This is a genomic window from Lentzea rhizosphaerae (assembly GCF_042649515.1).
Taxonomy (GTDB): domain Bacteria; phylum Actinomycetota; class Actinomycetes; order Mycobacteriales; family Pseudonocardiaceae; genus Lentzea; species Lentzea aerocolonigenes.
This window is the reverse complement of the sequence record NZ_JBHRZI010000008.1, coordinates 50,739-71,454: the sequence shown is the minus strand read 5'-3', so window position 1 is coordinate 71,454 and position 20,716 is coordinate 50,739. Positions and strand designations below refer to the sequence as shown.

13 protein-coding genes and 1 pseudogene are annotated in these 20,716 nt (G+C 69.3%); 6 read left to right on the top strand and 8 right to left on the bottom strand.

The features are described from left to right. Positions 1–5: 5 nt before the first annotated feature. The 3 genes from ACFOWZ_RS05535 to ACFOWZ_RS05525 are packed head-to-tail and all read left to right on the top strand — an operon-like array spanning position 6 to position 13,333. Positions 6–10,274 (top strand): non-ribosomal peptide synthetase, encoded by a 10,269-nt coding sequence (locus ACFOWZ_RS05535; RefSeq protein ID WP_382369731.1) that lies wholly within the window; start codon positions 6–8, stop codon positions 10,272–10,274. Next, on the top strand, positions 10,267–11,793 hold the full coding sequence (locus ACFOWZ_RS05530; RefSeq protein WP_382369728.1) for an amino acid adenylation domain-containing protein: 1,527 nt from the start codon (positions 10,267–10,269) through the stop codon (positions 11,791–11,793). Before ACFOWZ_RS05535 ends, ACFOWZ_RS05530 begins: the two co-directional genes overlap by 8 nt. Further along, entirely contained in the window at positions 11,768–13,333 is a 1,566-nt protein-coding gene (locus ACFOWZ_RS05525; RefSeq protein WP_382369725.1) for an MDR family MFS transporter, read from the top strand. Before ACFOWZ_RS05530 ends, ACFOWZ_RS05525 begins: the two co-directional genes overlap by 26 nt. 7 nt (positions 13,334–13,340) lie before the next feature. Here ACFOWZ_RS05525 and pdxY read toward each other — a convergent pair whose 3' ends face one another. Together pdxY and ACFOWZ_RS05515 are read right to left on the bottom strand one after the other, a co-directional pair. Next, entirely contained in the window at positions 13,341–14,192 is an 852-nt protein-coding gene (gene pdxY / locus ACFOWZ_RS05520) for a pyridoxal kinase PdxY (RefSeq protein ID WP_382369722.1), read from the bottom strand. Between the two features lie 192 nt (positions 14,193–14,384). Next, positions 14,385–15,206, bottom strand: a complete 822-nt coding sequence (locus ACFOWZ_RS05515) for an SGNH/GDSL hydrolase family protein (protein ID WP_382369719.1) — start codon at positions 15,204–15,206, stop codon at positions 14,385–14,387. Between the two features lie 164 nt (positions 15,207–15,370). Here ACFOWZ_RS05515 and ACFOWZ_RS05510 point away from each other — a divergent pair, with 164 nt between their 5' ends. Then, complete coding sequence (locus ACFOWZ_RS05510; protein ID WP_382369716.1) at positions 15,371–15,964, top strand: PadR family transcriptional regulator; 594 nt, start codon at positions 15,371–15,373, stop codon at positions 15,962–15,964. Positions 15,965–16,084: 120 nt separating this feature from the next. Here ACFOWZ_RS05510 and coaD read toward each other — a convergent pair whose 3' ends face one another. Beyond that, positions 16,085–16,495, bottom strand: coding sequence for a pantetheine-phosphate adenylyltransferase (coaD, locus tag ACFOWZ_RS05505; RefSeq protein ID WP_382369713.1), 411 nt, complete (start codon positions 16,493–16,495; stop codon positions 16,085–16,087). A gap of 385 nt (positions 16,496–16,880) precedes the next feature. Here coaD and ACFOWZ_RS05500 point away from each other — a divergent pair, with 385 nt between their 5' ends. Further along, positions 16,881–17,441 carry a VanZ family protein gene (locus ACFOWZ_RS05500; protein WP_382369710.1) on the top strand — a complete coding sequence of 187 codons (561 nt, stop codon included), beginning with the start codon at positions 16,881–16,883 and terminating at the stop codon, positions 17,439–17,441. 77 nt (positions 17,442–17,518) lie between these two features. Here ACFOWZ_RS05500 and ACFOWZ_RS05495 read toward each other — a convergent pair. Together ACFOWZ_RS05495 and ACFOWZ_RS05490 are read right to left on the bottom strand one after the other, a co-directional pair. After that, positions 17,519–17,854: pseudogene (locus tag ACFOWZ_RS05495) on the bottom strand (hypothetical protein); the annotation flags it as partial. A 30-nt stretch (positions 17,855–17,884) separates the two neighbouring features. After that, positions 17,885–18,034, bottom strand: coding sequence for a hypothetical protein (locus ACFOWZ_RS05490; protein ID WP_382369707.1), 150 nt, complete (start codon positions 18,032–18,034; stop codon positions 17,885–17,887). An 88-nt stretch (positions 18,035–18,122) separates the two neighbouring features. Here ACFOWZ_RS05490 and ACFOWZ_RS05485 point away from each other — a divergent pair, with 88 nt between their 5' ends. Next, complete coding sequence (locus ACFOWZ_RS05485; protein WP_382369704.1) at positions 18,123–18,671, top strand: M15 family metallopeptidase; 549 nt, start codon at positions 18,123–18,125, stop codon at positions 18,669–18,671. A gap of 9 nt (positions 18,672–18,680) precedes the next feature. Here the strand turns inward: ACFOWZ_RS05485 and ACFOWZ_RS05480 are convergent, their stop codons facing one another. The 3 genes from ACFOWZ_RS05480 to ACFOWZ_RS05470 all read right to left on the bottom strand — a co-directional run bounded on the left by ACFOWZ_RS05480 (position 18,681) and on the right by ACFOWZ_RS05470 (position 20,628). Beyond that, on the bottom strand, positions 18,681–19,664 hold the full coding sequence (locus ACFOWZ_RS05480; RefSeq protein WP_382369701.1) for a hypothetical protein: 984 nt from the start codon (positions 19,662–19,664) through the stop codon (positions 18,681–18,683). 569 nt (positions 19,665–20,233) lie between these two features. Further along, entirely contained in the window at positions 20,234–20,434 is a 201-nt protein-coding gene (locus ACFOWZ_RS05475) for a hypothetical protein (RefSeq protein WP_382369698.1), read from the bottom strand. Next, positions 20,431–20,628 carry a hypothetical protein gene (locus ACFOWZ_RS05470; RefSeq protein WP_382369695.1) on the bottom strand — a complete coding sequence of 66 codons (198 nt, stop codon included), beginning with the start codon at positions 20,626–20,628 and terminating at the stop codon, positions 20,431–20,433. The genes ACFOWZ_RS05475 and ACFOWZ_RS05470 overlap by 4 nt, the downstream gene beginning before the upstream one ends. Between the last annotated feature and the right edge of the window lie 88 nt (positions 20,629–20,716).

Here is a 20,716-nt window from a genome sequence, read left to right as displayed (position 1 = left end):
GACCAGTGATTCCCCTGTCCAGCGCCCAGCAACAACTGTGGTTCCTGCACCGGCTGGAAGGCCCGTCACCCACCTACAACCTTCCGGTGCGGTTGCGCTTCGACGGACCGCTCGACGACGTCGCGCTGTGTGCCGCCGTGGGCGACGTGGTCACCCGGCACGAGGTGCTGCGCACCGTGTTCCCGGAGCTGGACGGCCTCCCGCACCAGCGGGTGCTGCCACAGGACGAGGTCGGGCCACTGGTGGTGCGGGAGACCGTGGCGGCGGCCGAGCTCGACGACAGGATCGCGGTCGTCTCGCGGCAGCCCTTCGACCTCACCGACGACCTGCCGTTGCGCGGATGGCTCTTCAGCACCGGCGAGACCAGCCACGTGCTCTTGCTGGTGCTGCACCACATCGCCGCCGACGGGTCCTCGCTCGCTCCTCTGATCGACGACCTCTGCACGGCCTATGAAGCCCGGCGCACGGCGACGAAGCCGAACTGGCGACCGCTGCCCGCCCAGTACGCCGATCACGCCCGCCGGCAGCACGATCGGCTGGGCACCGCCGACGCCCCCACGGAACTCGCGGCTGCGCAACTGGCGTTCTGGGAACAAGAACTCGCGGGACTGCCGGACGAAGTGGCACTGCCCACCGATCGGCCGCGGCGGGACGCACCGACCTATCACGGCAGTGCTGTGCGCTTCCCGATCGAAACCCGTGTGCAACGCGAACTCGTTTCGATCGCACGGCAGGCGCGGGCGACGTTGTCGATGGTGTTGCAGGCCGCCGTCGCGGTCGTGCTCACGAAGGTGGGGGCGGGCACCGACGTGCCGCTGGGAACGGCGGTGGCCGGCCGTGGTGACGGCAGTGCGGACGCGCTGGTCGGTCTGTTCGCGAACACCGTCGTGCTGCGCACCAGCACCGAGGGCAACCTGCCCTTTCTGAGCCTGGTCGAACGGGTGCGCGACACCGCGCTCTCCGCCTACGCGCACCAGGACGTGCCGTTCTCGCACGTCGTCGAAGTCGTGAACCCTCCACGGCTGCCAGGCAGGAACCCGTTGTTCCAGATCGGGTTCGGAGTGGAGGAGACCAACACGTCGACCAGGGAGCTCCCCGGTCTCGTCGTGTCGGTGGACGAGGTGGTGACGCACACGTCCAAGTTCGACCTGCACTTCGGGTTCACCAGGACGCCAGGTCCGGACGCGGTGCAGATCGGCGGACTGCTCACCTACAGCACGGACCTGTTCGACCGGCACACCGCCGAGATGCTCGCCGAACGACTCTTGCTGGTGCTCGCGGCGGTCACGGCCGACCCGCTCGTCCGGGTGGACTCCGTGAACGTGCTCACCGAGACCGAGCGTCACACCACCCTGGTCGAGTGGAACGACACCGCGCGGCCTGCCAGGCGAGCCGCCGCGTCCATCCCGGAGGCCTTCCGCGACCAGGCGAGGAAGGCTCCTGACGCGGTCGCGATCAGCGGCGCGGGCGAACCGGTCACCTACCGGGAACTCGACGAGCGCAGCGACCGGCTCGCCAGCCACCTGACGGGCCTCGGCGTCGGCGCCGAGTCGGCGGTCGCACTGTGCCTCGACCGCTCCGCTGAACTGGTCGTCGCGACGCTGGCGGTGCTGAAAGCCGGTGGCGTCTGCGTTCCACTGCACGACGCGCATCCGCTCGACCGGCTGCAACGGGCGGTCGAGGACGCCGGGGTGAGCGTGCTGATCGCCGACGAACGCGGTCGCGCCCGCGGTGTGCCGGAAGTCGAGCACGTCGTGGCGGTGGACGAGGAGTCCGCGGTTGCGCAGGAACGTCCCGACGCCGAGCCCGATCGTGACCAGCTCGCCTTCGTGATGTTCACGTCCGGCTCGACAGGGACTCCCAAGGGTGTCGCGGTCACGCACCGGGACGTGCTGTCCCTTGTGGACGACGACCTCTTCGCCGACGGCCGCCACGACACCGTGCTGATGCTGGCCCCGCACGCGTTCGACGTGTCGTTCTACGAGCTGTGGGTACCACTGCTCAACGGCGGCCGCGTGGTGCTCGCTCCGCCCGGTGAACTCGACGTCGAGACGCTGGAGCGGCTGATCACGGGCGAGGCGGTCACCGCTGTGCACCTGACCGCCGGTCTGTTCCGGGTGGTGGGGGAGGAGTCACCGGAGATCTTCGCCCCTGTTCGCGTGGTCATGACCGGCGGCGACGTGGTGTCACCGGTGGCACTGCGCCAAGTGCGGGACGCTTGCCCGGACGTGGTGATGCGGGTGATGTACGGGCCGACCGAGACGACGCTGTTCGCCACGAGTTTCGAGGTGGGACAGGAGATCCGGCCGGGGAGCACCCCGATCGGCAGGCCGTTGGACGGCATGCGCGCCTACGTGCTCGACCACGGCCTCGCGCCCGTACCGCCGGGAACGACGGGGGAGCTCTACCTCGCGGGTGCCGGCGTGGCGAGGGGATACCTGGGCAGGCCGGGTCTCACCGCCGAACGGTTCGTCGCGGACCCGTTCGGTCCGCCGGGCACGCGCCTGTACCGCACCGGGGATCTCGCGCGGTGGTCGCCGGGCGGGGACCTGGAGTTCCTCGGCCGCGCCGACGACCAGGTCAAGATCCGGGGGTTCCGCGTCGAGCCCGGCGAGGTCGAAGCCGTGCTGGCGGAACACGAGGACGTCGCCCAGGCCGTGGTCGTCGCCCGGCGGCAGCCCGGTGCCGGCATCGCGCTGGCCGCCTACGTCGTCCCCGTCGGAACCGACGTCGACACCGACGGACTCCGGGACGACCTCAGGCGTTACGCCGGCGAGCTGCTCGCGGCCTACATGATGCCGTCGAGCATCACCTTCATCGACGCCGTACCGCTGACTCCCAACGGAAAGCTGGCGGTCGACGCGTTGCCGGCTCCCAGCGAACCGCTGCGATCCCGGCGCGCACCTTCGACACCCGACGAGAAGATCCTCTGCGACCTGTTCGCCGAACTGCTGCACACACCCGAAGTGGGTGTCGACGACTCGTTCTTCGAGCTCGGCGGCCACTCGCTGCTCGCGATCCGGTTCGTCAGCCGTGTCAGCGCGACACTGGGGGTGAAGCTGCGCGTCCGGGACGTGTTCGACACACCGACGGTCGCCGGACTCGCGAGGGTCGTGTCCACGGCACGCCCGGCTCCGCTCAGCCCGCTCCTGCGCGTCGACCAGGCGGAGGACGTGCCGTTGTCGTATGCGCAGCAACGGATCTGGTTCCTGGACCGCATGCACAAGGCGGAACCGATCTACAACCTGCCGATCGGGCTGCGGCTGCGCGGCCCGCTCGACCGCGAGGCGCTCGTGGCGGCGATCGGCGATCTGGTCCTGCGGCACGAACCGCTGCGCACGGTCTTCCGCGACCACGACGGTGAGTTCCGGCAACACGTCCTCGACGGCCAGGCGGCCCTGCCCGTCGTCACCTCCGTCAGCACGACCGAGGCCGAGCTCGCCGAGCTCGTGCGGCAGGCGGTGAACCACCGTTTCGACCTGTCCGAGGACGTCTCGCTGCGGTGCTCGCTGTTCGAGCTCGGCCCGCAGGAGCACGTGCTCCTGCTGCTGATGCACCACGTGAGCAGCGACGGGTGGTCGATGGTTCCGCTGATGCGCGACCTCGGCACCGCGTACGAGGCACGGCGTGCGGGGCACGCTCCGGCCTTCCCGCCACTTCCCGTTCGCTACGCCGACTACACCCGCTGGCAACGCGACGTGCTGGGCAGTCCGTCCGAACCGGACTCCGCGATCGGCGGCCAGCTCGGGTTCTGGAAGGGCGTCCTGGCCGGTCTGCCCGACGAGATGCCGCTGCCCGCCGACCGCCCGCGGCCCGTCACCCCGTCACACCGGGGCGGCACGGTGCGGTTCCGGATCGACGAGCAGCTCCACCTCGGGCTGACGGCACTCGCCAAGACCGCCGGTGCAACCCCTTACATGGTGCTGCGGGCGTCCTTCGCCGCGATGCTGACCCGGTGGGGAGCGGGCACCGACGTCGTGCTCGGCACACCGGTCGCCGGCCGCACCGATCCGGCGCTCGCCAACCTCGTCGGCTTCTTCGTCAACACGCTGGTCATGAGGACGGACACCTCAGGTGACCCGACGTTCGCCGAGCTGCTCGACCGGGTGCGCGACCACGATCTCGCCGCGTACGAGAACCAGGACGTGCCTTTCGAACTGCTCGTGGAGCACCTCAAGCCGGCGAGGTCCACCGCCCGGCACCCGCTCTTCCAGGTCCTCTTCGTGCTGCAGAACAACACGGCCGCCGATCTCAGCCTGCCGGGTCTCGACGTCTCGGACGAACAGGTCGGGCTCGAGTCCGCGAAGTTCGACCTGACCGCCAGTCTCACGGAGCGTTTCGGTGCCGCCGGGAGTCCCGCTGGAGTGGCCGGCGTGGTCGAGTTCAGCCGGGACCTGTTCGACAGCGCGACCGTCGACCGCCTCGTGCGGTCGTGGCTGGTGCTTCTCCGCGCGGTGGTCGCCGACCCCGCCGTCCGCGTCGAGTCCGTGCCGGTCATGGATCCCGCCGAGGAGCGGCGGATGCTGATCGACTGGAACGACACCGAACACCTGCCGGCGGCGTCGGCGCACCCGGCGGGACTCGTCGAGGCGCAGGTGGGCCGCACACCCGAGCTCTCCGCCGTGCAGTGGTCTGGCGGTGAGCTGACCTACGGGGAGCTCAACCGCCTGGCCAACCGGCTGGCCCACCGGCTCGTCGCGGCGGGGATCGGGCCGGAGAGCGTGGTCGCGGTGGCACTGCCCCGCTCGGTGGAGCTGGTCGTGTCGTTCCTCGCGGTGCTCAAGGCCGGCGGTGTGTACCTGCCGCTCGATCCCGAGTATCCGGCGTCGCGGCTCGCGTACATGATCGAGGACGCCAGTCCCGTGCTGGCCTTGACGACGACCGCTCACCGAGGTGTGGTGGCCGGTGCCGCAGGAGTGCCTGTCGTCCTGCTGGACGCGGTGCTCGAGGACACCGGCGAGCCGGACCACGACCCGGCCACGGCCGCGCATCCGGACAACGCGGCCTGCCTGCTCTACACCTCCGGCTCCACCGGTCGTCCCAAGGGCGTCGTGATGCTGGCCAGGTGCATCACGAACCTCGCGATCTGGTGCGTCGACGCGATCGGCACCGGGGCCGGGGCGAGGCACGTGCAGTTCGCCGCGGTCAGCTTCGACGCTTCGGTGACCGAGATGTTGTCGGCGCTCTCGTCCGGCAAGACGCTCGTGATCCCGGACGACGCCATCCGGCCGGACGCGGAGCGGTTGGCGCGGTGGCTGCAGGACAACGAGCTCTCCGAGATCTTCGTGCCCAACCTGATGCTGGACGCGCTCGGCGAGACGGCGCACGAGCAGAACCTGCCGCTGACCTCGCTCCGGCACGTCGTCCAGCTCGGTGAGGCACTGATCCCCAGCGGCCACGTGCGGAAGCTGTTCGCACCGGGCCTCGGGCGCGTCCTGCACAACCACTACGGCCCCACCGAGACCCATGTCGCCACGTCGCACTCGCTCGCGGCCGACGCCACCGCCTGGCCCATGTCACCGCCGATCGGCAAACCGATCCACAACACGCAGGTCTACGTGCTCGACCAGCGACTGAGGCCGGTGGGCGTGAACGTCGTCGGTGAGCTCTACATAGCTGGAGCAGGGCTGGCTCGCGGGTACCGCAACCGGCCGGACCTCACGTGTGAACGGTTCGTGGCCAACCCGTTCGGTGCACCGGGCGACCGGATGTACCGCAGCGGCGACCTGGTGCGGTGGCGGTCGGACGGCACCCTCGACTTCCTGGGACGCGTCGACAACCAGGTCAAGATCCGCGGCTCCCGCGTGGAACCCGCCGAGGTCGAGGCCGTGATCACGCAGCACCCGGACGTCGTGCAGGCCGCCGTGATCGTGCGCGAGGACAGCCCCGGCGAGAAACGTCTCGTCGCTTACGTCGTACCGGGGGACCTGGACCCGCAGGCGTTGCGGTCCCACGTGTCGGCCGCCGTGCCGAACTACATGGTGCCGTCGGCGTTCGTCGGCATGGGGAGCCTGCCGCTGACCCCGAACGGCAAGCTCGACCGCCGCGCGCTGCCCGCACCCGAGGAATCCGGCCGCTCGGGTGGACGTGGCCCGCGCACGGCTCGCGAAGAGGTGCTCTGCGCGTTGTTCGCCGAGGTGCTCGGGGTGGACGAGGTCTCGATCGACGACGACTTCTTCATGCTGGGCGGACACTCCGTCCTCGCGACGCGGCTGATCAGCCGGATCCGGTCCGTGCTCGGTGTCGAACTGGAGATCCGCGACATCTTCGAGGCCCCTGACGTCGCGTCGTTGAACGCTCGGCTCTCCGAGCGCCCGGCGGCCCGCCTTCCTCTGCGCGCCGGCGAGCGACCTGCCCGGATCCCGCTGTCGTACGGACAGCTCAGGCTGTGGTTCCTCAACCGGGTGGAGGGCGGGAGCGCGACCTACAACCTGCCCTTCGCGATCAGGCTGTCCGGGTCGCTCGACGTCACCGCGCTGCGCGCTGCCGTCGGTGACCTGGTCGAGCGGCACGAGACGCTGCGCACGATCTTCCCCGAGACGGGCGGCCGGCCGCATTCCGTGGTCCTCTCCTCCAGTGCGGCGCCACGCCTCACTCAGACCCGGATCGAGCGGGACGACGTGACCGACGTTCTCCGCCGCGCGGCCGCGGAACCGTTCGACCTGACCTCGGACGTTCCGCTGCGGGTCTGGCTGTACACCGTCGCTCCCGAGGAACACGTGCTGCTGATCGTCGTTCACCACGTGGCGTGTGACGGCTGGTCGAGGGGACCGCTCATGCGCGACCTCGGGCACGCTTACCGGTGCCGGCTGGAAGGGGCGCCGCCGAACTGGGGACCGTTGCCCGTCCAGTACACGGACTTCGCGTTGTGGCAGGAACGGCAGCTCGGCGAGGAGTCCGATGAGGACAGTCAGGTCGCCAGGCGGCTCGCCCACTGGGAGCGGGCGCTCGCCGGGCTGCCCGAGCAGATCCAGCTGCCGGCGGACCGGCCGCGGCCGGCGGTGCCGAGCAACCGGGGAGACACGGTCCCGCTGGTGCTGCCCGCGTCGCTGCACGCGGCGCTGGCCCGTCTCGGCCGTGACCACCACGTGTCGCTGTTCATGGTGCTGCAGGCGGGAATCGCGGCGTTGCTCGCCCGGTTCGGGGCGGGGACGGACATCCCGATCGGAACTCCGGTGGCCGGGCGCGACCACGACGCGCTCGATGATCTCGTCGGTTTCTTCGTCAACACGGTCGTGCTCAGGACAGACGTCTCCGGCAACCCGTCGTTCAGCCAGTTGCTCGCCAGGGTGCGCGACTTCGACCTGGCCGCGTTCGACCACCAGGACGTTCCGTTCGAGAAGGTCGTCGAACGGCTCAACCCCGCGCGATCGCTGTCGCGGCACCCGCTCTTCCAGGTGATGCTCACGTTCCACAGCGACCAGCTGGAAGGGCTGAGCCTGCCAGGACTCACGTGCGCCGCGGAACCGGTGCACCTGGAGTCCTCGCGGTTCGACCTGGCCTTCGCCGCACACGCCCGGCGAGACCAGAACGGGGAACCTGGACCTGTCGAGGGCGTGCTCACCTACGCCACCGACCTGTTCGACCACGAGACGGCACAGGACCTCGCCGACCGGCTGACGAGGTTGCTGGAAGCAGTGAGCGCCGAGCCAGAGCTGCCGTTGAGCGACATCGACGTTCTCACGCCAGAGGAACGCGCGCGGGAAGAAGCGGGCGGGCTGACCACGACTCCGCCGCCGATGACGTCGCTGCTGCACAACCTCTTCGAACAGCAGGTCCTGGCCCGTCCGGACGCGATCGCACTGCACCACGCGGGCACGCAGCTCACCTACCGCGAGCTCGACCGCCGGTCCAACCAGCTCGCGCACCGCCTGCGGCGCCTCGGCGTCGGCCCCGAGGTCCTGGTCCCGCTCTACCTGCGACCGGACCCGGACCTGGTGATCGCCGTGCTGGGCGTCCTCAAGGCGGGCGGCGCCTACGTGCCACTGGATCCGGACATCTCCAGGACCAGGATGAACGTGGTGCTCGCCGACCTCGGTCACGGACTGACCCTCACCGTGCGGGAACTGAGCGATCACCTGCCCGCCGGCACGGAGGTGCTCGTCCTCGACGAGGAGCGAGCCGCTCTGTCGGCCGAGCCCGACGGCCCCTTCTCCGCCGGCACCACGCCGGCGAACCCCGCCTACGTGATCTACACGTCCGGCTCGACGGGCAGGCCGAAGGGCGTGGTGGTCGAACACGAGACAGCGGCTCGCTACGTCGCACGGGCCGTCGAAGTCCACCCGGCGCTCGCGGTCAGCACCCGGCACCACACGTCGATCTCCTTCGACCACGCGGTCACCGGGCTGCACGGCGCCCTCGCGGCAGGAGGCCGGCTGGAGCTGGGACCACTGGACGCGCCCAGCGCAGACGGGCACGCGCCGGCGTTCCTGAAGGCGACCCCGAGCCACCTGCCGCTGCTGACCGGTCCGGCAGGGGCGGGCTCCCCCACGCACGAGCTCATGCTCGGAGGCGAGGCGTTGTCCGGCAACGCGTTGCAACGGTGGCGGGGCGAGCACCCCGGTGTCCGCGTCGTCAACCACTACGGCCCGACCGAGGCGACGGTCGGGTGCCTCGACCACCGGATCGAACCGGACGAGACGGTCCTCGACGGACCGGTGCCGATCGGAAAGCCGTTCGCACACGTGCGGGCACTCGTGCTGGACCCGTGGTTGCGGCCGGTGCCACCGCGCGCTCCCGGTGAGCTGTACATCGGCGGCGCCTGCCTCGCTCGCGGGTACCTGGGCAGGCCGGGACTGACCGCGCACCGCTTCGTCGCCGATCCGTTCGGCCCCGCGGGATCGCGGTTGTACCGGACCGGGGATCTCGTGCGGCGCAGGGGAGACGGAGCGCTGGAGTTCCTCGGCCGCACCGACGACCAGGTCAAGCTGCGCGGGTTCCGCATCGAGCTGCACGAGATCGCGGCGGTCCTGCGCGAGCACGAGAACGTCCGCGAGGCCGTGGCCGTGGTGCGGGAGGACCAGCCCGGTGACAGGTGGGTGGCCGCGTACGTCGTCCCGGAGACCGAACCCGGTCCCGACCCGTCGGACCTCCGGCGCCACGTCGGCGAGCGCTTGCCGAACTACATGGTGCCGTCGGTGGTCGTGCCGATTCCGGAGCTGCCGCTCACCGGCAACGGCAAGCTGGACCACCGCGCGTTGCCCGTCCAGCGTCACCACGTGCCGGACGAGTTCGTGGCGCCGGCCACCGAGCTCGAACTGCTCGTCGCCGGCGTGTGGCAGACCGTGTTGCAGGTCGAGGAAGTCGGCACGACGACCAGCTTCTTCGACCTCGGCGGCCACTCCCTGCTCGCCGTGCGAATCGCGCACGAGCTGAGTGAGGCGCTGAACGTGAGGGTGCCGCTGAACCTGCTGTTGCTCGACCAGACGGTCGCGGGACAGGCCAAGGCGCTGGAGGAGTTGAGGGCCGGGCGGCCTTCGGCCTCGGAGCACGCGGCGGTGCTCGAACTCGGGGGCACCGGAGACCCGGTGGTCGCCCTCATCCACCCCATCGGCGGGACGGCGTTCTGCTACCGGGAACTCGCCGAGGAGATCGGCTCCTCCAACCGGGTCGTGGCGATCCAGCGCGACCTCTCCGCCGAGTGCCCCGATGATCTCGACGAAGTCGGGGACCAGTACGCGGGGCTGCTCATCGACGCGCTGGGCACGTCGCCGATCGTCCTCGTCGGCTGGTGCATGGGCGGCGTGCTCGCGCACGCGGTGAGTCGCGGACTGCACCGGCGCGGACGAACGCCGGCCGGTCTCGTTCTCCTCGACTCCTTCGCGGGCGACCGGAACCGGGACGCCGACGTCGAACGGCAGGCCGTGCTCACTCACCTGGAGACCGCGGACGCGGAGTCGCTGACCAGCCTGCTCGGTGACGCTCGGACCGAGCGGATGCTCCGGTCGTTCGGCCTCACCAGCGCCATCGTGGGGGAGCTGGATCTCGATACCTTGCGTTCGTGCGTCCGCATGTGGCGAGCACTGCACTACGGTCTGACGGTCTATCGGGCCCAGAGGACCGAGTGTGCCGTTCACCTCGTCGTCACCACCGACCACGCGCCCGGCCTGGTGCCCCGGTCGGTCGAGGCCTGGCGCAGGGCCAGTGCCGCGAACGAGTTCAGCGCGTCGCAGCTGCCGGGCAACGAGCTCGGCCTGCTCAAGTGGCCACTCGTCGCGGATGTCGCCCGCACGGTGGCCGAGCTGGCCGGACGGTGGTCGACGGGCGATGAGTGACCAGTTTTTCGAGGAAGGGCCGCGCACCGCGTATCCACGCGACTCCACGTTGCCCGCTCAGGTGCTGGCGCAGGCCGCGCTGACTCCCGATGCCCACGCAGTGCACTACGACGGCCGCACGCTCACCTACCGCGAGCTGGTGGGGTACGCCGGTCGCGTCAGCGAGTCGCTGCGTGCCGCGGGTGTCCGCAGGGGTGGCGTGGTCGCGGTGCTCGACCGCCCGTCGCTGCGGATGATCGTGGTGTTCCTCGCGATCCTGCAGGCAGGCAGCGCTTACCTGCCGTTGGACGAGAGCAATCCGCACGAGCGGAACCTGTTCATGGTGCGGGACTCCGGGGCGAGCCTGATCCTGGCCGAGGACGTGGAGGGTTTTCCCGAGGCGGTCCGACTGTCCGAAGTGGACGCGATGCTCAACGCGCCGCTGGGTGAGGAGGAACCTCGTGACCTCGCGCCCGGCGCGACCGCCGTGGACGCGGCGTACGTGATGTACACGTCCGGTTCGACTGGGACGCCGAAGGGCATCGCCATACCGCACCGCGCGATCACCCGCCTGGTCGTCGGAACCGACTACGTCGACCTGGGCCGCGACGACGTCATCGCCCAGGCGTCGAACGCGTCGTTCGACGCGGCCACGTTCGAGATCTGGGGTGCCCTGCTCAACGGTGGCCTGCTGGTCGGCCTGCCCAAGGAACAGCTGCTCATCTCTCATGAGCTCAAGGGGTTCCTCGACGAGCACCGCGTCACGACGTTGTTCCTCACCGCCGCGGTGTTCCACCTGCACGCCACCGAGTCTCCGGATTTGCTGGGGGGACTGCGCAACCTGCTCGTCGGCGGCGACGTGATGGATGCGCGTATTTCCCTTGCCCTGCTGGAGGCGGGACCACCACAGCGTCTGCTCAACGCGTACGGGCCCACCGAGGCGACCACGTTCAGCACCGCACACGTCGTCGACCGGGTGTCCGCCGCCTCGACCGCGCTGCCGATCGGGAGGCCACTCGCGAACACCCTGGTCCGGATACTCGACGGCACTCGGCGAGTGGCACCGGGAGAAGTGGGAGAACTGCACATCGGCGGTGACGGACTGGCTCTCGGCTACGTCAACCGCCCGTCGCTGACCGCGGAACGATTCGTCGCGGATCCGTGGTGCGCCGGTGGGAGGTTGTACCGAACCGGTGATCTCGCCCGCTGGACTTCTGACGGGCAGATCGAGTTCCTCGGAAGAGCGGACGGTCAGACGAAGCTCCGCGGATATCGCATCGAACTCGGTGAGATCGAAGCGGTGCTGCGCGGGCACGAACTGGTCCGCGACGCCGTGGTGATCGTCGAGGGAGAGGGGGAGGCGCGGAGGCTGATCGCCTACGTCGCGGTCCGCAACCCGATCGGAACGACCGAGCTCAGACGGCACCTCGTCCGTGTTCTTCCCGAACACATGGTGCCTGCTAGGTTGATCGAACTGCCCTCACTCCCGTTGAACGCCAACGGAAAGGTGGACCGTGTCCGGATCTCCGAGCTCCACTGAGTCCGTGCAGCGGGAGCCTCTCGACAGGTCGGTTCTGGCCGTTTTCTCCGGCCTGATGCTGGCGATGCTGGCCGCGGCGCTCGATCAGACCGTCGTGGCGACCGCGCTGCCGTCGATCGTCAGTGACATCGGAGGCCTCACCCAGCTCTCGTGGGTGGTGACCGCCTTCGTCCTCGCCATCTGCGTCAGCACCCCGATCATCGGCAAACTCGCGGACATCTTTCCCCGCAAGACGTTGATGCAGATCGCCCTGCTCACGTTCCTGGTGGGATCGGTGTTGTGCGGTCTGGCGCAGTCGATGCCCCAGCTGATCGCGTGCCGTGCGCTGCAAGGCGTGGGAGCGGCGGGGATCATGGTGCTCTCGCAGGCGATCATCGGTGACCTGATCTCGCCCGCCGAACGCGGCCGGTACCAGGGCTTCATGCAGGCCGCGTTCGCTCTGGCGACAGTCTCCGGCCCTCTCATCGGCGGTCTGGCCGCCGCCACCATCGGCTGGCGCTGGATCTTCTACCTCAACCTGCCCGTCATCGCGGCCGCGATGGTCGTGATCGCGATCCGGCTCGACCGCGGTGAGAGCAGCGGCCGGAGTCCGGTCATCGACTGGTGGGGCATCGTGCTGCTGTCGAGCGCGGTGAGCCTGCTGGTCCTCATCGCGGGCTGGGGCGGAACCACCTACAGGTGGACGTCCGCTCCGATCATCGTCATGTCACTGGCCGCCGCGGTACTGCTCGTGGTGTTCGTTCAGGTTCAACGCAAGACCGCCGAACCGTTGATGCCACTGCGGCTGTTCGCCAATCCGGTGATCAGAGTGGTCGCCCTCCTCGTCTTCACCCAGGGGTTCGTCACCCTCGGCATCTCCACGTTCATGCCGCTCTACCTGCAACTGGTCCACGGTGCCTCTCCCGTCGCCGCAGGACTGCGGATGGCGCCGATGATGCTCGTCATGGCCGTGACCGCCTTCGTCTGCGGCAGGGCGATCACCAAACTGGGCAGGTACCGCGTCTTTCCCATCGCCGGAACCATCACCCTGCTCGTCGGAGTGCTTCTGCTCGCCCAACTCGGCACCAGCACGCCGGCCTGGTTCCAGGTGCTGGGGCTGGCCCTGTGCGGAGCGGGCCTGGGCATGACGAGCCCCGTCATGATGCTGGCGGCGCAGAACGCCGCCGACACCGGAGACCTGGGAGTGACAACCTCGACAACGACCTTCAGCCGCACGATGGGCGGCTCACTGGGGCTCGCCGTGCTGGGCACGGTTTTCGCGACCTCGCTGACGAGCAGCACGTCCAGCGGAGCCATGCGCGACCTCGGTCACCACAGCACCACGATCAACCGCTCCGAACTGGACGCGCTGTCCGAGCCCGCACGCACAGAACTGCTCACCCACTTCGCCCAGGCGCTGCACGCCGTGCTGCTGACCGCACTCGCTGCCGCGGCGATCGGGTGTGCCCTCGCGTTCCTGCTCCAGGAACGGCCACTCCGGCGCACCACCCGCGGCAAGCCCCAATCCGATCCAGACGGGGCCCAGGAAGTCAGGCCGTAGCAGCGGCTCAGCGCACCTGCTCAGCCTTGAACTGCATCCGCGGCGTCGCGTAGAACTCCTGGGCCTGCACGAGCCGCAGCTCGCGCTCACCGGAGCGGTAGGTCAGGTCGATCAGGTCGAAGACGCTCGACGCGGTGCGTTCCAGCGCGAGCGCCGCGTCGTTGGTCTGGACGTAGTGGGCGGTGAACAGCGCGGCCGTGACATCGCCGGACCCGTTCGCCTTGAACGGCAGGTGCGGGGTGCTCACGAGCCACGACCCGGCGGCGTCCACGACGAGCATCTCGACCGTCCCCTCCTCCCGATCGGGCCGCTCGACGCTCGTGACGAGCACAGTGGACGGTCCCATCGCGCGCGCGAGGTCGGCCGACGCCAGCGTCTCCTCGACACTCGCGGGCTCGGTGCCGGTGAGGAAGCCCAGCTCGAACTGGTTCGGGGTGATGATGTCGGCCACCGGCACAACCCTGTCGCGTAGCAGCACGGGGATCTCCGGCGCGACGAAGCACCCGGACTTGGCGTTGCCCATCACCGGGTCGCACGCGTAAAGCGCCGCCGGGTTGGCGGCCTTCACCCTGCGCACCGCGTCGATGATCACATCGGCGATGCCCGTGCCGCCCTGGTAGCCGGACAGCACGGCGTCGACCTGCGGGAACACCCCGCGGTCCTCCACCCCGAGCAGGATCTCGGCCACGTCCGACGGCGGCAGGAGCGGACCGCGCCACGCGCCGTACCCGGTGTGGTTGGAGAAGTTCACCGTGGGGATCGGGACGACCTCGACCCCGAGGCGCTGCAGCGGGAACACGGCGGCGGAGTTGCCGACGTGGCCGTGGGCGACGACAGACTGGATGGACAGAACCTTCATCCGTCCACCCTAGAACGGACGCCTCGACGTCGTGGCACCGCTGGACCACGTCGGTGTTCATCCGCCTCGTTCCGACCGGACATCCCCTGGACTGCCTGCGTCGGCCGGGGGTAGCCCGTCAGGGTCGGTTCTGTCTCGCGCTGAACCTGCCGAGCGGTACACCAGGCCGTTCTGCCGCACCCGACTTTGCAGTCAGCTCCGCAGTCCCTCGATGCGGTGGAGTTGAGGGCGTTTGGCCGTGCGCTGGTCCCCGGAAGACTGGCCGCGCAGGCGCCTGCCGAGCCAAGGTCCGAGAAAGGTAGCTGCCCAACGCAGTTCAGCGGTGGCGCGCCGTTGTGTTGACAGCGGGATGGGCAACGGTGGTGGGGGCTCGTTCCAGGAATCGTTGCTGCCCGGCACCTGCAGGGCGTGCGCGACGGCGGCGGCGATCAGTTGATGGCCCAAGGGGCTGCAGTGCAACCGATCCTCGCTCCAGAACCGACGGTCGGCGACGGAGGGGTGCCGAGCGATCTCCGCGACGGCGACTCCGTGCCGGGCGGCCGCGGCACGGATCCGGTCGTTGATGTCGAGGATGCGGGAGCGCACCGGCCGGGCGAGGGGGATGATCCTGGTGAGGTCGGGAAAGGTCACGGTCGCCACGCGGGCTCCGGAGGCGGTGAGTGCGGCGAACATCGCTTCCAGGTGATCGGCCACCGTGGAGGTCTCGACTCGAAGCCGGAGCAGGTCGTTGACTCCTGCGACAACGGTGGCCACGTCGGGACGCAGTGCGAGAGCCGGCCCCAGTTGCTCGGACCGGACTTCGCCCGCGCGGCGGCCACGGACGGCGAGGTTGGCGTACTGGAGCTCGGGATTGTCGATGGCGAGGTGTTCGGCGAGCCGGTCAGCCCATCCCCGAAGGCCCACGATGTCGTCACCGTCACCGACGCCTTCCGTTTGGCTGTCACCCAAGGCGACGTAGCGCAGGTACTTGCCGCTCCGAACGGGTTCGGGGACACCGTTCTCCTGTGGCCTCATCGGTTGGCCAGGGCCAAGCCGAACCGGATGGCGAGATCGCTGTCCCGCATCGCGGTGCGGACCCGTTCAGTGACTGGCACGTCGTCCTCCTAGTCATAATGATGACTAATCATAACCATGGGTATCATGAGTTCGCCCCATGTCGACGACGAGGAGATGCGCCGATGAGCCTGCGACATGCCGTGCTCGCGGCGTTGCTGTCCGGCGAGTACAGCGGCTACCAGTTGACCAAGGCATTCGACGTGGGCGTCGCCAACTTCTGGTACGCCCAACCGCAACAGCTCTACCTGGAGCTGTCCAAGCTCGAGAACGACGGGTTGATCAGCGGCCGAGAGGTGGTCCAGCAAACCCGTCCCAACAAGCGGCTGTTCATGGTCACCGAAGCCGGCCTCGCCGAACTGGCGCGCTTCGCCGCCGCCGTGAGCAAGCCGTCGTTCATCCGTGACGACCTGCTGGTCAAGGTCCAAGCCGTCGACCACGTCGACGTGGCACCGGTGATCGCGCAACTGGATCAACGAGCCGCGGCAGCCGCGGCCAAGGTGGAGATCCTCGACAAGATTCTGCGGCGTTTCCGCGGGGATCTCGACGAGGAGACCTACCTGCGCCACGGGTCTCCGATCGGGCCCTACCTGACGTGCTTGCGCGGTCGGCAGTTCGAGCAGGAACACCACGACTGGTGTGTGCGGGCCGCCGCACTCCTGCGTGATCGGGCAGCCCGGAACGGTGATCCGGCGCCTGTCTCGGGTCAATCCCGGTAGGGCCGTTGACCGGCATCTGTTTCGAACTGCCGTGGCTGGGTGAGCGCACACCGCTGTGCCGACGTGGTCCCAGGCCCAGCCCGCGTCGCTACTCGCGTCGAGCTGATCTTCGGACGGGCGTTACCGCTGGGCCGTCGCCGTGACGAGGGTCGAGGAGATGTACGCGTGCGCAGGATTGGTCGGGACGAACAGCGTTTCGAGACCGCTCAGGTGACGGTTCGTCTGAGCCATCGGCAACTCGTGCTCCAGGTCGCGCGGGGTGCGCATGCCTCGCACGATCACGCCGATACCCGCCGCGCGGCAGTAGTCGACCAGCAGTTGGCCGGCACTGCAGTCCACCGTGACATTGGCCAGGTCGCTGGTCATGTCGGTCAGCAGGGCCAGTCGTTCGGCGAGGGGGAGCCGACCGGTCTTCTTCGGGTTGGTCAGTACGCACATGACGACTTCGTCGAACATGGCCGCGGCCCGGCGCGCAACGTCGAGGTGTCCCCGCGTGGCCGGGTCGAAGGAGCCTGGGAAAACGGCGCGCACGGCTTGCGATGCTAACGATCGATGGCGGCCCGCGAGGGTGGCCGGTGACAGGAGTCACTCCCCGGACGGAGCAGCTCCACCAGGCCGGGCCGCGCACCGGACGGGGAGCTCGACTGAGTGCGTCACGACATCAAGTTCGTTTGGCGGCCGTGAGATCTCTGAGACCTGCGGGGGCCGCGGTCATGCCCTCGGTGCACGCGCCTGCCGGTGAACCGGTCGGTGAGCAGCGGCTCGTCGTTCGTCGGCGGTGGGTAGGTCGTCGCGCGCACAGGCTCCGCTCCGTGTCCCGGACTGCACGCGAAGTCTCAGAGAGCGCCGTCAACTTCCGCTCATCGGCGTGTGCGGACGTCGGCGCCCCTGTCAGGGGTGGCTACGATCGCTGTTGATGATTGCCGTCTTCCTGATCGAGAATCCGCTACTGGTTCCGGTGCTGGTGCTGGTGATGGTCATCATCTGTACCGGTATCGGTTATCTCCTCCTCAGAGCCTGCCGGAAGCGGACTCTGAGGACGCTCACGGCGCTGTCAGTCGTGCCCGTTGTCGCGCTGACACTCGTGCCGACTCCCACACGGCGGATGGACGACATCCCCCTCTGCACCGTCGACTTCAACGTGCCCACGCTGGCCAGCGTGGAGATGGTGGCCAACGTGGGGTTGTTGTTCCCGCTGGTCTACTTCGCTGCGCTGATGACCCGGCGACCGTTGCTCATGCTCGCCGCGGGTGTGGCTGTCTCCGCCGGAATCGAGGCCATTCAGGCCCTGGTGCGCTCTCTCGGGCGTGCCTGCGCCACCAGTGACTGGGTCATGAACAGTGCAGGCGCCGCATGTGCAGCCCTCCTGGCCGGCTGCACGATCGCGCTCGCCAACCGCACGACAGCCCACAAGGCCACGAACACCACGTCCAGCAGTCATGCCGAGACCGTCCACGGAGACCAGCACGGACGATGAGCCGCCGTCAATCGGACGTGCACTCGAGCCGTTCCCCGGAGAGGGAGTCGCTCGCTCACAGCGGCTGCCCGCCGGTGTCATCGAAGTAGCGGTGCCCTCCTTGCTGATATCCGTGTCGAGGCAAGGAGAACCGGATGCCCGTGATCATCGGAATGGATCCGCATGAACGGAGAGACCATCGGCTTGGCCACCGTGCGCCGCAAATTCCAGCGGACCCGGTCGACTGCGGTGATGCCGTGCGCGTAGCAGACCGCGGAGTTCGCCGCGCTGCCGCGGTCCTGGCAGAGGATGTTGTCCTTGCAGAAGTTCATGATGTCGTGGATGGCGAGGAAGTAGTCCGGGAACTCGAGCTGCTTGATCACGGCGAGCTCGCGGTCGATCTGCGCCCACCCGGCCGGTGAGTTCTGCCGGGGTGCCTTAGCGGCGGTGCGCGTCGTGCTCGGTCAGCACTCGCACGCGTCAAGGCAGTAGGCGACCTTCACGTACTCGAGCCGGGAGTGCATGACCTCCAGTTGGCGGTCGTGGTCGACCTCGGCGTGCTTGCGCTCCGTGCTGCAGCTGCAGCCGCGGCATGCGGTGATCCGTGAAGGCATGATCTCGTTCTACTCAGTCACCGGTTCATTGCACAACGAGCACACTCCGCTCGCCGTCCGGCGACATCGCTGTTGAAAGCTCGAAGTCGTGGCTGGTAAGAGAATTGCGACGGCGCTGCTGCTGGCGCTGGTGACGAGTTGCACACCCTCCGCACCACACCCGGCGGGCGGCGAAGCCCCGGCAGCGGGGAACACGCGAGTGGCGGGTGACGGCGGCATCCCGAAGAACGGGTTCATCTCGCTGGACGACGACGCGCACGCTGCGATCGCGAACCTCGACCCCGTGTTGCTCAGCGCCATGCGCAAGGCTGCGGCCGACGCGACGCTCCAGGGTGTCGAGTTCCGGGTGACGTCGGGCTGGCGCAGCGCGCAGTACCAGCAGCGGCTGCTGGACGAGGCGATCGAGCTCTACAGCAGCGAGGAGGAGGCACGGCGGTGGGTGCACCCGCCGGAGAAGTCCGCGCACGTCACCGGCAAGGCGATGGATATCGGGCCGACCAACGCCGACGACTGGCTCATCCAGCACGGCGCGGAGTACGGGTTGTGCCAGGCCTACGCCAACGAGATGTGGCACTTCGAGCTGCTCACTACGCCCGGCGGTGAGTGCCCGCAGCCGCGGGGCACACCCGGACCTTGAAACTCAAGCTCAGGACTTACTCGTCCAGTACGGCGGGGGCCCTGGGTGGGCGGGCGGCGGTGAGCAGGGGGCGTCGAGGGCGTCGAGGGCGGCGAGCAGGGCGCGCAGGCGGCGCACCTTGCGAACCACCGGGCTGAGTGCGAGCGGTACGAGTCCACCCGCCGGCCGGAACAACGCGCCCCGGCGGTCGTAGGGCGGAAGTTCGACCTCGAGGGCGCCCAGCCGTTGGGCGGCCTTCCCCCAGAGCGCGCGGTGGTCGATCACCGGCTGGGGGACGTGGTGCATCACGAACGGCCGGGGTCCCCTGCGGATGTGCACGCGGCCGCCTGTGGGCGGGGTCTCCGGCATGACGAACACGCACTTGCCGAACTGGTCGCCGTCCTTGAGCCACGCGACTTCCCGGAAGGTGCCGTCGTTCGCGGCGGGCAGCACGAAGATCTGGTGTGCGGCGGTGGCGAGCCGGGTGAACTCCTCCCACCACGTGGCGTCGTCGGTGGCGATCCGGCCCGCGCCGGTGGTTTCGCCGGGCAGGCCCAGGGCGACCAGCGGGAGGTCCGGCGACAACGCCTCCCGCAGCATGCGTTCCAGGTCGATGTGCTGGGTGGCGACGCCCTGGAACGAAGCGGCCTGGGTGGGCAGCCGCTCGGTGCTGTGGAAGGGCCTGAGCCACAGCGCGAACCGCCGGACGGGCCGCCCGCCGGCGAGGTCGTCGCGCACCTGGGAGGCTTGCCCGTCCAAGCGCTCCTGGTGCGCCCGTTCGTCGGCGCGCCAGCGGCGAACGAAGGCACTGCGGGCGACGAGGAACGCGAGCAGTCCCGGGAGGACTGCCCAGGACATGGACTCGTCTTGGCGCAGGACCGGGCTGATGAAGAGGTAGTACGAGCCCACCATCAGCACCATTGCGGCGCGGGTGCCCCACCGCGTCGGGTGTCCCAGCGCGCGCAGGCCGAATTCGCAGGCCACCAGCACGCCGAGCAGGATGACGATGTCCACCTGGGCAGTCCACCGCCTCCTGCCGATCCGGGGCCAGCCCTGACGGGCGCTTCACCCGAACGGGCGCCCGGGACGCCGTTGGCCTCGACCGCCATCCCCGCAGGCGCACGCCGAGCAGCTCGCGCGCCAGGCCGAACAAGCCGTCCCGCACGGGTCTCCAGCTCGAAGTAGGTGCGAACGTCGTCGACGTCCTGACCAACAGCGCCTCCCGCGCCTGTGCCGCAAAGAACAGCCAGTCCCACGCGGCCGGGTTGCTGTCCTCCAGGCCGACAACTCCCGGAGTCGGTGCAGCTCCAGGGATCGGCCCGGCGCCGCGCGGGGCCGTGAGAGGGACGATGCGGGTCGCGGTCCGCTGCTGACCCCGCCGGCGGCAGTGTCTGTGCGGCGGCGGTGACGTCGAACGCGACAGGGAGGGCGGCGGTTACCGTCTGGGCCTGATGCCGCAACAGGCCGATGACAGCGGCTGAGCTCAGGCCGCCGCATCCGCCGACGGGAAATCAGAGGAGGAGCGCTCTGTCACGCCAGGCGATTCGCAGCAGCGTCAACGCACTAGCTGGAAGTCTTCGGGTCTAGCGCTCGATTGCCTCGCCGGAGAACGGCATGTCCGTTCGATCGTTGCCGCCAACGATCTTCCCTTCGTCGTTGGTGCACACGAGGGTTCCGCTGATCGGCAACCAGGGCAGTGCGGCCGGAGCGGCCGTCCTGACCGCCTGCCGCGGCCGTCGTGGCGAGGCGGGATCCTCCACACCACCACCGGTCCCCGAGGTCACGGGACGGCCTCCTGGACGCGGCCACGCCGACACGCATCAGTTTGGTGCAGGCCAGCAGGACCGCTCGCGAGCCTGACGGTGTTCGCGGCCGCCTCGGTGAACTCCGCTCGGTAGGTGACCCGCGTCGAACCGCCCTTCTCGCCCAGCCGGTGCGAGGTACGCACGACCAGATCGGACGTCCACGCCTGGTCCATCGACGGCGCGACATGCCGATCCGCTCGCGAGCCGGTCTTTCGCCTTCCACGGCTGGTCACAGTGGTGAACACGCGACGCAGCCACCGT

Coding starts and splice junctions, on each gene's coding strand:
- ACFOWZ_RS05530 (WP_382369728.1), top strand. CDS start 10,267: ATGAGTGACCAGTTTTTCGAGGAAGGGCCGCGCACCGCGTATCCACGC.
- pdxY (WP_382369722.1), bottom strand. CDS start 14,192: ATGAAGGTTCTGTCCATCCAGTCTGTCGTCGCCCACGGCCACGTCGGC.
- ACFOWZ_RS05515 (WP_382369719.1), bottom strand. CDS start 15,206: ATGAGGCCACAGGAGAACGGTGTCCCCGAACCCGTTCGGAGCGGCAAG.
- ACFOWZ_RS05510 (WP_382369716.1), top strand. CDS start 15,371: ATGAGCCTGCGACATGCCGTGCTCGCGGCGTTGCTGTCCGGCGAGTAC.
- ACFOWZ_RS05500 (WP_382369710.1), top strand. CDS start 16,881: ATGATTGCCGTCTTCCTGATCGAGAATCCGCTACTGGTTCCGGTGCTG.
- ACFOWZ_RS05490 (WP_382369707.1), bottom strand. CDS start 18,034: ATGCCTTCACGGATCACCGCATGCCGCGGCTGCAGCTGCAGCACGGAG.
- ACFOWZ_RS05470 (WP_382369695.1), bottom strand. CDS start 20,628: ATGGACCAGGCGTGGACGTCCGATCTGGTCGTGCGTACCTCGCACCGG.